An 11,255-nucleotide genomic window follows, 5' to 3' on the forward strand; every position below is an offset into this window, starting at 1 on the left:
GTCTCGACTCCGGGGGGACTTAGTCCTTGACGACCGAAATATCCGGCGCGTCGACCGCCTTCATGCCGATGACATGATAGCCGCTGTCGGCGTGATGCACTTCACCGGTGACCGAGCGCGACAGGTCTGACAGCAGATAGAGGCCGACGTCGCCGACTTCCTCGATGGTGACCGTGCGGCGCAGCGGGGCATTATATTCGTTCCACTTCAGAATATAGCGGAAATCGCCGATGCCGGAGGCGGCGAGCGTCTTGATCGGCCCGGCCGAAACGGCGTTGACGCGGATGTTCTGTGGCCCGAGATCGACGGCGAGATATTTGACGCTCGCTTCGAGCGCGGCCTTGGCGACGCCCATGACATTATAGTTCGGCATGACCTTTTCGGCGCCGTAATAGGTTAGCGTCAGCATCGAGCCGCCGTCCGTCATCAGCTTCTCGGCGCGGCGTGCGACCGAGGTGAAGGAGTAGACGGAAATCTGCATCGTCTTGGTGAAATTGTCTGGCGAGGTGTCGATGTAGCGGCCGGTCAGCTCGTCCTTGTCGGAAAAGCCGATCGCATGCACGAGGAAATCGATCTTGCCCCACAGCTTTTCGACATTTTCGAAAACCGCGTCGATGGTGGATTCGTCGGCGACATCGCAGTGGCCGACGAGCGTCGCGTCGATCTCGGCTGCAAGCGGCTCGACACGCTTCCTCAGCGCATCGCCCTGATAGGTGAGCGCGACTTCTCCGCCCTGCGCATGAATGGCCTTGGCAATACCCCACGCAATCGAACGATTGTTGGCGACACCCATGATGACGCCGCGTTTGCCTGCCATGAGGCCGGATGCTTGAGCCATATTTCGCTCCCTAGGATTCTGATCGATCCTGCCTATGGCATAGGCCGTTAATCGGTTCAAGCTTGGCCTGGATCATCAACTGTTAGGGATCGTAACAAAGGGTGCGAATGTCATAAAAATTTCACAGGAACAGGCCTTCGCGCATGCTCCGCATGAGATCTGTGATCTTATCGTCGGGTTTTTCCCACAGGATGATGCGCAATTCGACGACGAGATCGCCTCTGCTGCCGTCTTCCCGCGGCAATCCCTGGCCGGGAATCGCGATCGTCTTGTCCGAGCCCGACCATGCGGGAACGGTGATATCGAGCGGCCCGGCCGGGCCTTCGATGCGTGCCTCGGTGCCGAGCACGGCATTCTCGATACTGATCGGCAGCACGGCGTGCAGGTCGAAACCATCGACGGTGAAGCGCGGATCGGGGGCGATGCGGATATTGACGACGGCATCGCCGCGCTGCATGCCCGGCAGCTTGAAGCCCTGTCCCTTGAGCCTGATCTCGTGACCATCCGTGGTGCCGGCCGGCAGCGCGAAGCCGATTTCGCGGCCCTCCGGCAACGACGCGTTGATCCAGCCGCTTTTCAGCACGTCGTCGATCGTGACCGTCGCCGTCGTCACCTCGTCCGGCGCTTTCTCGAGGCCGCTATCCTTGGCGCCGGTGAAACGGCGCACCAGCGATGTCAGGATGCTGAGCGGCAGCGACAGGTTGGCGGCATTGTTTGATGTCTCGCCGGGTTCCTCCTCGGCTTCGGGGGCCTCGCCATCCACACGTTTGCCCGCTTCGGACTGTGTCTGGCCCTGCGTCTGCTGGGACTGCGTCTGCTGGGCGCGGCCCTGCGCCTGGCCGCCCGCCGCAGCGCGTGTCTGCGCGCCGAAAATGCGCTCGACCATCTCCTCGGCACCTTCGCCAGTGCCGGCCTGCTGTTTTGGGCCTTCGGCCGCGGCCTTCTGGGCAGCCCGGGCAAGCTCTTCCATCACCCGCTCGGCATTGGCCTGCGCCGCCTTGGCGCGGGCCGCAGCCTCGCGCGCCGCCTGGCGCTGCTGCATGATCGTCTGTTCCTGCTTCTTGGCTTCCGCCACCCGCACGGCATTGTCGAACAGGCTGCGTTTGCGCGGGTCTCTCAGTGTTTCGTATGCGCGGCCGATCTCGGCGAACCGCGCCGTCGCCGTCGGATCGTCCTGATTGTGGTCGGGATGGGCTGCTTTGGCCATGTTGCGCCAGGCCGCCTTGATCTCTTCTGCCGCCGCGTCGCGCTTGACGCCCAGAATTTTGTAAGGATCGCGCATGTCAAAACCGCCGGTGTTGCGATGCGGGTGACGCCTGTCCTTGCCCGGCATCCCCGCCCAATATCGAAGTCCAATATCAACATGTGAGGCGCCACCGGCCACAAAGGCAGGCAGAGCCACTCTCGACACCGATCGTGCGGCCGAGTTGCTAATCACTTCTTATTTCCGTGGAGAGATGGGGAGTGTTTTGCCGTAAATGGTTAGCTGTTTGCTAAGCATTCGCGACAAAGCCGGCGGCCGTTAACTGTCGCGCGCCGAATCGGTTCCGGCAGATCAAATTTCCCGCCGGACATTAACTTTCACGCCGGAAATTAGCTTTCCCGCCGGAAATTAACTTTCCGGCTGGAAGCTCAGCAGCTGCCAGTTGCCGCCGCCGACGAGGCAGGTCTTGCCGTAGAATTTGGCGATCCCGACATAGGAATGCCGCGTCGTGCGGAACTGCCGGCAGACCTGGCCCGATTCGTTGTTTTCGACGATCGTGTCGATGACGCCGGCGCTGCCGGTCGATGCATTCGCCCAGGGAAGCGGCTGGCCTTCGAGCTTGTGCACATCGGCCGAGGTCACGGCGTTGCGCACTGTCATCTCGTCCGAAAGCGTGTCGGTGCTCGGCGGCGTCTGCGGCACGGTGCCGGTGGCCACCGACCGGTCGACCTTGGCTTCGCTCAAGAAATCCATCCCGCCCGCGAGGCAGCCGGAAAGCGACAGCATTGCGGCGCCGACAACCAGGAAGACGCTGCTGCGTTGCCGCAGGCCCTTTGTATGGCGATATGACTTTGCTATGACTTCCACCCTGCGTCCTGTCCAGTTATCAAAAGCTGGGCGAGTTTTGAATAATCCGGGGCATTTGAACCAATATGTCGGCAAACGAGTTAACAAGCGGTGACTTTACCGAAAGTGGCGAGCCCTTCAAGCTCTTTGCCGAATGGCTGAAGGAAGCGGAGGCCTCCGAACCGAACGATCCCAATGCCGTGGCGCTGGCAACGGTCGATGAGCATGGTCTTCCCAATGTCCGCATGGTGCTCCTGAAGGGATTCGACGATGACGGTTTCGTCTTCTACACCAATTTCGAGAGCCAGAAAGGTCGCGAAATCTTGGGGCAGAAGAAAGCCGCCATGTGTTTCCACTGGAAAAGCCTGCGCCGCCAGGTGCGGTTGCGCGGACCTGTCGAGATCGTGAGCGACGCCGAAGCCGACGCCTATTTCAAGACGCGGGCGCGCGGCAGCCGCATCGGCGCCTGGGCCTCCAAACAATCGCGTCCGCTCGAAAGCCGATTCGCGCTGGAGAAGGCGGTGGCGGAATACACCGCCCGCTACGCCATTGGCGAGATACCCCGGCCTCCCTATTGGTCGGGCTTCCGCATCCGGCCGACCTCGATCGAATTCTGGAAAGATCAGCAGTTCCGCCTGCATGACCGCATCGAATTTCGTCGCCCATCCCCAGTCGGGGCCTGGGAAAAGGTACGGATGTACCCTTAGCTCACCCTCTACCGGCCCATCAGTTTCAGCGGAATGCCGGAAGCAAGCGCCGAGACGTAGCGCCGCTTCTGGTAGTAGCCGTTCAGCGACATGCGCGGGAGATAGCCGGTCTTGCCGGTCGCCGGCAGCCCCGGCTGCGTCGTGACCGCGACCGAAAAGCCCATCCGGCCGGCAAGTGCCTCCTCGCGGGCGGTCGCCGCCTCCGGCGTGCCGTAGGGATAGGCAATCGCGGCGGGACGGGCGCCGGTCAGCGCCTCCACATAATCGGCCGAAACTTCCATCTCGATCCGCGCTTCGGCCTCCGGCAGGCGGGCAAGCGCGCGATGGCTGATTGTATGGGCGCCGAGCGTTGCAAGCGGACGTCGGGCGAGCCGCTGCAACTGCACCGGTCCCATCACCAGATCGCGCACGATATCGGTCGGCTCGATGCCGTGTTCCCGGGCCAGCATATCGAGGGTGGCTACGGCGCGCGCCTCGTCGAAGCGGTGGATATACCCGGCGAAGCGGTCGAAGGCATCCCATTGCTGCCGCGGGCTGGCGAGGGCCAGCCGCTCGCTGCCGTGGCCGAAATCGAAGCGGATTTCTTTTGGCCGTCGCAACAGGACGGCGAGCGTTTCCCACCATATGCTGTGGGAACGTTCGGCAAAACCCTTGGTGACGAACACCGTGAAAGGCGCCCGATGCCGCTCGAACACCGGCAGCGCATGCTCCATGTTGTTGATGTAGCCGTCGTCGAGCGTAAAGGCCGCAAACGGTCGGCCGCCCTCGGGTTCGGCCAGAAGCGCCGGCAGCTGGTCGAGCCGCACGAAGCGATAGCCGTCGCGCGTCAGTCGCCTGAGCGCCGCATCGAGAAAATGCGGCGTGATTTCAAGATGCGCGTTCGGCGCAAAGGCGTGGGGCTCGTGCGGACGGACATGATGCAGCGTGAAGATGACCCCGCGCCCGCGCGCCTGCCGCATCAGGCCGGCCGCTGCGATCAACGAGGATGCCTCGAGTCCGGCGCCGATCGCCACGCGTTTTGCCAGTCGCTTCAATTGCCCCGTCATGCGCCGCCCATTGTCCTTTGCCGCAAACTAGCAACGGCGGCTTAAGCCTTGCTGAATCCCGCTTTCACACAGCTTCTTTCGTTTTCTGTTAACCAAGGCGATGAAAAGACTAGAAAAATCGTAGGCGTTGCCGCAAAGTCGCGCCAAACTTCCGGCTTCTGTCACATTACGACACATGGCCGGCCCATCGGGAGCCAGCGCATCAGGGGGAACTCCATGAGAAAGCTTTTGGCGGCTGTTTTGACCGTGACGCTGGTCGTTTCGGCGCCGCTTGCGGCTCTTGCCGGCAGCGCCTCGCTGGTCCTCGATGCCCGAACCGGCAAGGTCCTGGCGTCCGAAAACGCCGATACGCTGAACCATCCGGCCTCGCTGACGAAGATGATGACGCTCTATCTCACCTTCGAGGCGCTGAAACGCGGCAGGATCGCCTGGGATACGCCGATCCAGATGTCGAAATACGCTGCCGCCCGGCCGCCAACCAAGCTCGGCGTCAAGGCCGGCGGCACCATAACGGTGCGCGAGGCGGTCTATGGCATGATCGTCAAGTCCGCCAATGACGCCGCTGCCGCCATGGCCGAGACGCTCGGCGGCTCGGAGGCCGGCTTTGCCCGGATGATGACGGCCAAAGCCCGCCAGCTCGGCATGAGCCGCACCGTCTTCGTCAATGCCTCTGGCCTGCCGGACAGCCGCCAGGTGACGACGGCGCGCGACATGTCGACGCTCGCCGTGGCGCTGATCAAGAATTATCCCAATGAATACCGCCTGTTCTCGACGGCAAGCTTCAGTTTCCGCGGCAAGACCGTGCGCGGCCACAACAATCTCATGTACCGCTACCAGGGCATGGACGGCATCAAGACGGGTTACACCAACGCGTCCGGCTTCAACCTCGTCAGCGCCGTCAGAGACGGCAACCGCCGCGTCGTCGGCGTCGTGCTCGGCGGCCGCACCGCCCGCAGCCGCGACGCCAGGATGGAAGCGCTGCTCGACCGCTATCTCGGCCGCGCCTCGTCATCCGGCGGCGCCAGGCTGATGGCGAGCGTCGGCGCCAGGGAACCGGTCGAAGTCGCGTCTGCGGCTGACTCTTCCGATGTTCCGGTGCCGCTCAACGCCCGGCGCCCGGACGAAGATCCCGCAGCCAAGAGCCTGGCTTATGCCGATGACGCCGTCGTGCCGCTGGAACGTCCTGTCGCCATGGACGAGATCCTGAATGCCGGCAAGACCGGCAAGGCTCCGGCCGAGAAAACCGACGGCACCTGGCAGATCCAGATTTCGGCGGCCCCCAGCGCCGATGCGGCGCGTGCGCTTCTTGCACAGGCCCAGTCGGAAGGCGGCGCACCGCTGGTTTCCGCCTCGCCCTACACTGAGGCGGTCGGGCAGGGGGCGAACCGGATCTATCGCGCCCGCTTCATCGGCTTCGCCAGCAAGGACGCCGCCGCCTCCGCCTGCGATGCGCTGAAGCAGCGCTCCTATGACTGCGTGCTGCTGCCCGACCACAGCTGATCCCAGCGGCATCATACTCGGCTCTGGACAAGCAGCGGGAATCAGCGTCTCCTCCATAAACAAAAGGAGAACATCCATGCTGCGCCGTCTCGCCGACCAGTTCGAAGCCGCTTCCGCTGTCCATGTCGCCGAGAGCGGCATCGAGCGGGATGACGACTGGTTCCTTTTGAAGCTGCAGGAGGAAATGGGAGAGCTCACCCAGGCCTGGAACCGGCTGACCGGTCGGGGCCGTGCCAAAGGCCGCTCTCCCGAGGATATCAGGCGCGATCTCGCCGACGAGACTGCCGACCTGCTCGGTCACCTCCTGCTGTTTGCTCGCCGTAACGACATCGACATCGCCGCCGCGATCGAACGGAAGTGGCGGTTTCAGCCGGCACAGACGCCCAACACCTAAGCGCCACGTCAGCTGTCCGATCGACTAAGAGAGCTGGCCCAACAGGCTCACGAGCCAGAACGAAACTGCCGAAATCATTGCCGCGGCCGGCAGGGTGATGATCCATGCGATCACGATGTTGCCGGCAAGCCCCCACCTGACGGCGGAGACGCGCCGGGCGGCGCCGACGCCGATGATGGCGCCGGTAATGGTATGGGTGGTCGAAACGGGGATGCCGAGCCAGGTGGCGCCGAACAGCGTCAAGGCACCGCCCGTTTCGGCGCAGAATCCTTGCATCGGGTTCAGCCGGGTGATCTTCGAGCCCATCGTATGGACGATACGCCAGCCGCCGAACAAGGTGCCGAGCGCCATCGCCGCCTGGCATGAAATCACCACCCAGAGCGGCACGTGGAAGCTGCCACCGAGATAGCCTTGCGAGTAAAGAAGCACGGCAATGATGCCCATGGTCTTCTGGGCGTCATTGCCGCCGTGACCGAGCGAATAGAGCGATGCTGACACGAATTGCAGAAAACGGAAGGACCGGTCGACGGCAAAAGGCGTTTGCCGGATGAAGGTCCAGGTCACCGCCAGAATGAGGAACAATGCCAGCAGGAATCCGATCAACGGCGACATGACGATGGCGCTCGCGGTCTTGAGAAGGCCACTCCAGACGATCGAACTCAAGCCGGTTTTGGCAAGGCCCGCACCGACCAGCCCGCCGACCAAGGCATGGGATGAACTGGAGGGAATGCCGAAGATCCAGGTTACGACATTCCAGACGATGGCGCCGATCAAGGCCGCGAAAATCACCTGCGGTGTGACGATCGCCGGGTCGATGATGCCGGTCCCGAGCGTCTCGGCCACATGCAGGCCGAAGAACAGGAAGGCGATGAAATTAAAGAATGCCGCCCAGAAGACCGCATATTGCGGCCTCAGGACCCGTGTCGAGACGATTGTTGCGATCGAGTTGGCCGCATCATGCAGGCCATTGAGAAAATCGAACAGCAGCGCGACGCCGATGAGGCCGACAAGAAGCGGAAGAGCGAGGGCGGCATCCATCAGACATTCTCGATCACGATGCCGCTGATCTCGTTGGCGACGTCTTCGAAACGGTCGACCACCTTCTCCAGCTCGCCGTAGATCTCGCTGCCGATCATATAGGCCATCGCATTGCCGGCGCCGTGCCGGCGAAACAGATCCTTGAGCCCCTGCTCGTGCAACTCGTCGGAGCGCCCTTCCACCCGCGTGACCTGCTCGACGATCGCAGAAAGCCGCGGCGCATTGGCGCTCATGCGATCAAGCAAGGGAATGGCCTCGGCGATGAGATTGGCAGCTTCCACAACGGTCTTGCCCATCTCCTGCATCCCCGGATCGAAGCTGGTCTGCTCGAAGAGCCGGATGGTTTTGACGGTCTTGTGCATCATGTCGATCGCATCATCCATGGATTGGATGAGATCCTTGATGTCTCCACGATCGAAAGGTGTGATGAAGCTCCGCCGGACGGCCTGCATGACTTCGCGCGTTATATCGTCGGCCTGATCTTCCAACCGCACGATCGTTTCGCATTGATGCTCGATCTCTATTCCCGACAGCAACCTGTCCAGAGCCTGTGCGGCGTCGACGATCGTTCTGGAATGTTGTTCGAAAAGGACGAAAAACCGGTCTTCGCGCGGCATCAATTTCCGAAACCAACCCAGCATGAACACCTCGTGATTTTTGATCTGCGCTATGGATGACGAGCCGTCCTAAACCCTATCCCGTTGAAGAGATAGGGCTGAGTTTCGGTTTGTGACAGTTTTATGACAATTGTGGCGCGACAGGAACATGGCCGTGATCGGCCGCCGCCCTTTGCGGCATCCGCAGTCAGCCGACCTTATACCGGTAAAACTTGGTGTCCACGGCCATTAGCGGGAAGGAGCGGGGCAGGGCGCTCTTGGCAATCTCGGTAAAGCCGTTCTTCTCGTAGAAGCGATGGGCGGCAACGAATTTGTCCGTGGTGCCGAGGAAGATGTCGGTGAGGCCGGCATCTCTGGCGTGGTCGAACAGGCGCTCGAGAAGCCGCGCTGCCACGCCGTGCTCGTGGCCGCGAACCTCGGCGGCGACGAACATCTTGCGCAGCGCTGCCTGATTGTTACCGATATCCTTCAAGCCCAGCGTTCCGACGATCGCGCCATCCTTGACGGCGACCCAGAACTGACCTTTGCCGGATTGGTAGAAATCCGGGATGACCCGGAGATCCGGCTGCGCATCGGCTGTGATGTCGATGCCGAACTCCTCGCGCTGAATCGGCAGGATCACCGACAGCACGTCATCGGCATCGCCGGCGGCAAACGGTCTGATTTCGATCTGTGCCATGAGGAAATACTCCGCCTCAGGTCTGCGTGCCGCCGACGGTGATCTGATCCATGCGCAGATGCGGCTGGCCGACGCCGACCGGAACCCATTGGCCGGCCTTGCCGCAATTGCCGATGCCAGTGTCGAGCTTCATGTCGTTGCCGATCATCGACACCCGCTTCATCGCATCTGGTCCGTTGCCGATCAGCATCGCCCCCTTGATCGGCGCGCCGAGCTTGCCGTTCTCGATCAGATAGGCCTCGGTGCAGCCGAAGACGAATTTGCCGGAGGTGATGTCGACCTGGCCGCCGCCGAAGGAGACGGCATAGATGCCCTTCTTCACCGAGGCGATGATCTCATCAGGCGTCTTGTCGCCGCCGAGCATATAGGTGTTGGTCATGCGCGGCATCGGCACGTGGGCATAGCCCTGGCGGCGGCCGTTGCCGGTGGGCGCCATGCCCATCAGCCGGGCATTCTGCCGATCCTGCATGTAGCCGACCAGCTTGCCGTTCTCGATCAGCACGTTGTAGCCGGACGGCGTACCCTCGTCGTCGATCGTGATCGAGCCGCGGCGGTTGTCGATTGTGCCGTCATCGACGACGGTGACGCCGGGCGCGGCGACGATCTGGCCGAGAAGGCCTGCAAAGGCCGACGTCTTCTTGCGGTTGAAATCGCCTTCCAGCCCGTGGCCGACGGCCTCGTGCAGCATCACGCCCGGCCAGCCGGAGCCGAGAACGACGTCCATCGTGCCGGCCGGCGCATCGATCGCCTCCAGATTGACGAGTGCCTGGCGCAGCGCCTCGTCGGCGCCATATTGCCAGCTGCCCTCGGCGATGAAATCGCCAAAGCCGATGCGCCCGCCGCTGCCGTAAGAGCCGCTCTCCTGCCGCTCGCCTTCACCGACTACGACGGAAATGTTGATGCGCGTCATCGGCCGGATGTCGCGGACACGGTGGCCGTCGGCGCGCAGGATGTCGACGACCTGCCAGCTCGCCGCGACTGAGGCGGTAACCTGCCGGACCTTGTCGTCCTTGCCTCTCAGATAGGCGTCGATGTCCTGCAGGACCTTGACCTTCTCCTCGAAGCTCGGCTGGCCGATCGGGTTCTGGTCGCCGTAGAATTTCTTGTTGGTGCCCTGGGGAGCGGCGGCATAGGTGCCGGAATAGCCGCGCGTCACTGCGCCGACCGCATCGGTCGCCCGCTTCAGCGCCGCCACCGAGAGGTCGCCGGCATGGGCATAACCCACGGCTTCGCCGGCAACGGCGCGAAGTCCGAAACCCTGTTCCGTATTGAAGCTGCCGCCCTTCAGCCGGCCATTGTCGAAGGTCAGCGCCTCGGCCTGGGCATGCTCGATAAACAGCTCGCCGTCATCGGCGCCGGCGAGCGCTTCGGCGACAAGGCCGCGCATCGTGGCTTCGTCGGCGTCGAAAAGCGTCAGGAGATCGGTGGTCATGGTCTGGCTCCAATGGCATGCGTTCGGGAATGCGCTTGCGCCTTAGATAGGGCTCCTGTTGATAAAGAGTGAAGCCCTGCGGTGGAATTATTATAGCTGGAGTTGGAATGGCAAGTTGAGAGGGGAACTGTCTCGTACGAGGTATTATGCAGCAACGGCACTCTAACCTTCGTCGTCCCATGCCCCCGAACTTGGGATCATCGGCGCCTCCGAGTGCGGCGTGGATGCTCGGGTCAAGCCAGGTCAAGCCCGAGCATGACGGAGTGTGAGGGGACATGCGGAGTAACACATGGAAGGCGAGGGAAGAGCACCGGCCATGCGCTGTCGTCGAGTTTGGCGGCAGCCCACCCCAACCTCCGTCATCCCAGGCCTTGAGCCTGGGATCCATGGCTGCCTCGCGGGCCCCGTGAAATGCTCGGGTTTGAAGGGTAGCGGAGCTGCGCTCAGCGTTCGAAATCCGCGGCCGCCAGCCTCACGGCAGCGCGTCAAAACCTTCGGCGAAGCCCTTGAGGTCGACGGGGATGCCGATGCCTTCTTCCGGGGTCTGGAAGACGATGAAGGTGGCCTGGGCGCCGCTGCGGAAGGTCTTCAGCAGCTCGTCCTCAAGCACGACTTCGGCATAACAGCCGTCGGCGAAGCAGCGGACGAAGTAGGCGCGGCCGATATCCTTGCCGTCGACATTGAGACCGAGGCCGTTCGGCAGGAGCACGCCGAGCGGCGCCAGCACGCGCAGGATCTTCGATTTGCGGTCGGCCGTCTTCAAGACGACGACGGAAAGCCCGACCTCCGGCCGGTCCTCGGCGATGACGTTCTGCATCAGCGCGCATTGCTCGGTCGCCGCACCGGCCGGCTTGTCGCAAACGACAGACCATGCGCCGTGATTGGATTTCACTGTGCCCGGCGCCTGCGGCTGGGTCTGGCCGGGCGTCACCTGGATATTCGGGTTGGCAGCCG

12 protein-coding genes are annotated in these 11,255 nt (G+C 62.7%); 3 read left to right on the forward strand and 9 right to left on the reverse strand.

The genetic code is table 11. The features are described from left to right. Nucleotides 1-19 precede the first annotated feature (19 nt). The 3 genes from fabI to AC13QO_RS26325 all read right to left on the reverse strand — a co-directional run bounded on the left by fabI (nt 20) and on the right by AC13QO_RS26325 (nt 2,909). Nucleotides 20-838, reverse strand: coding sequence for an enoyl-ACP reductase FabI (gene fabI, locus AC13QO_RS26315; RefSeq protein WP_488542329.1), 819 nt, complete (start codon nt 836-838; stop codon nt 20-22). A gap of 121 nt (nt 839-959) precedes the next feature. After that, complete coding sequence (locus tag AC13QO_RS26320; protein ID WP_434712232.1) at nt 960-2,120, reverse strand: DnaJ C-terminal domain-containing protein; 1,161 nt, start codon at nt 2,118-2,120, stop codon at nt 960-962. 330 nt (nt 2,121-2,450) lie between these two features. Continuing rightward, on the reverse strand, nt 2,451-2,909 hold the full coding sequence (locus tag AC13QO_RS26325) for an RT0821/Lpp0805 family surface protein (protein WP_064800911.1): 459 nt from the start codon (nt 2,907-2,909) through the stop codon (nt 2,451-2,453). A 65-nt stretch (nt 2,910-2,974) separates the two neighbouring features. On the opposite strand from AC13QO_RS26325, the gene pdxH reads away from it, so the two are divergent. Next, entirely contained in the window at nt 2,975-3,595 is a 621-nt protein-coding gene (gene pdxH / locus AC13QO_RS26330; protein WP_085777196.1) for a pyridoxamine 5'-phosphate oxidase, read from the forward strand. A gap of 8 nt (nt 3,596-3,603) precedes the next feature. Here pdxH and AC13QO_RS26335 read toward each other — a convergent pair whose 3' ends face one another. Further along, nucleotides 3,604-4,641 (reverse strand): polysaccharide deacetylase family protein, encoded by a 1,038-nt coding sequence (locus AC13QO_RS26335; protein WP_488542330.1) that lies wholly within the window; start codon nt 4,639-4,641, stop codon nt 3,604-3,606. A 216-nt stretch (nt 4,642-4,857) separates the two neighbouring features. Here AC13QO_RS26335 and AC13QO_RS26340 point away from each other — a divergent pair, with 216 nt between their 5' ends. Together AC13QO_RS26340 and AC13QO_RS26345 are read left to right on the forward strand one after the other, a co-directional pair. Further along, nucleotides 4,858-6,141 (forward strand): D-alanyl-D-alanine carboxypeptidase family protein, encoded by a 1,284-nt coding sequence (locus tag AC13QO_RS26340; RefSeq protein ID WP_488542331.1) that lies wholly within the window; start codon nt 4,858-4,860, stop codon nt 6,139-6,141. A 76-nt stretch (nt 6,142-6,217) separates the two neighbouring features. Further along, nucleotides 6,218-6,535 carry a nucleoside triphosphate pyrophosphohydrolase family protein gene (locus AC13QO_RS26345; RefSeq protein ID WP_285194668.1) on the forward strand — a complete coding sequence of 106 codons (318 nt, stop codon included), beginning with the start codon at nt 6,218-6,220 and terminating at the stop codon, nt 6,533-6,535. A gap of 24 nt (nt 6,536-6,559) precedes the next feature. Here AC13QO_RS26345 and AC13QO_RS26350 read toward each other — a convergent pair whose 3' ends face one another. The 5 genes from AC13QO_RS26350 to AC13QO_RS26370 form a co-directional block, all read right to left on the reverse strand. Further along, nucleotides 6,560-7,573: an inorganic phosphate transporter gene (locus AC13QO_RS26350; RefSeq protein WP_488542332.1), complete on the reverse strand. Its 1,014-nt coding sequence runs from the start codon at nt 7,571-7,573 to the stop codon at nt 6,560-6,562. Next, entirely contained in the window at nt 7,573-8,214 is a 642-nt protein-coding gene (locus tag AC13QO_RS26355) for a DUF47 domain-containing protein (RefSeq protein ID WP_285194666.1), read from the reverse strand. Before AC13QO_RS26355 ends, AC13QO_RS26350 begins: the two co-directional genes overlap by 1 nt. A gap of 163 nt (nt 8,215-8,377) precedes the next feature. After that, nucleotides 8,378-8,869, reverse strand: a complete 492-nt coding sequence (locus tag AC13QO_RS26360) for a GNAT family N-acetyltransferase (protein ID WP_488542333.1) — start codon at nt 8,867-8,869, stop codon at nt 8,378-8,380. Nucleotides 8,870-8,885: 16 nt separating this feature from the next. Continuing rightward, nucleotides 8,886-10,301 carry a metalloprotease TldD gene (gene tldD, locus AC13QO_RS26365; protein ID WP_488542334.1) on the reverse strand — a complete coding sequence of 472 codons (1,416 nt, stop codon included), beginning with the start codon at nt 10,299-10,301 and terminating at the stop codon, nt 8,886-8,888. A gap of 472 nt (nt 10,302-10,773) precedes the next feature. Then, nucleotides 10,774-11,255, reverse strand: a 482-nt coding sequence (locus AC13QO_RS26370) for an invasion associated locus B family protein (RefSeq protein ID WP_488542335.1), incomplete at its 5' end; no start/stop codon positions are given.

Source organism: Rhizobium sp. CNPSo 3670 (genome assembly GCF_057784555.1).